This is a genomic window from Brevibacillus invocatus (assembly GCF_003710915.1).
Classification (GTDB): domain Bacteria; phylum Bacillota; class Bacilli; order Brevibacillales; family Brevibacillaceae; genus Brevibacillus; species Brevibacillus invocatus.
The window spans coordinates 1-232 of sequence record NZ_RHHR01000086.1 but is presented as its reverse complement, the minus strand read 5'-3'; the positions used below and the strand labels follow the sequence as shown (position 1 = coordinate 232).

Here is a 232-nt window from a genome sequence, read left to right as displayed (position 1 = left end):
TATTTTCTTCATTTGGTAAATACATTTCACCCATTAATATTGTGAAATTTCAACAACGGATAGACGAAACAGATCAGGACAAGTACGTGAAAAAGTTAACGACCAAAGCATATCTACTCCTGTTTTTGCATGCTCAACTTCAGCAACGAGAAGGACTCCGAGCCATTGCAGATGATGTTTTATCAAAAAAATTCCAGCGTGCGTTAGGGCTGTCGTCGATTAGCCCCGCTCA

At 40.1% G+C, this 232-nt stretch carries 1 protein-coding gene; it reads left to right on the top strand.

What is annotated here, in order from left to right; all coding sequences use genetic code 11:
• Positions 1-41 precede the first annotated feature (41 nt).
• Positions 42-232: DUF4372 domain-containing protein (locus tag EDM52_RS24105; protein WP_338068349.1), on the top strand; the 191-nt coding region annotated here is incomplete at its 3' end.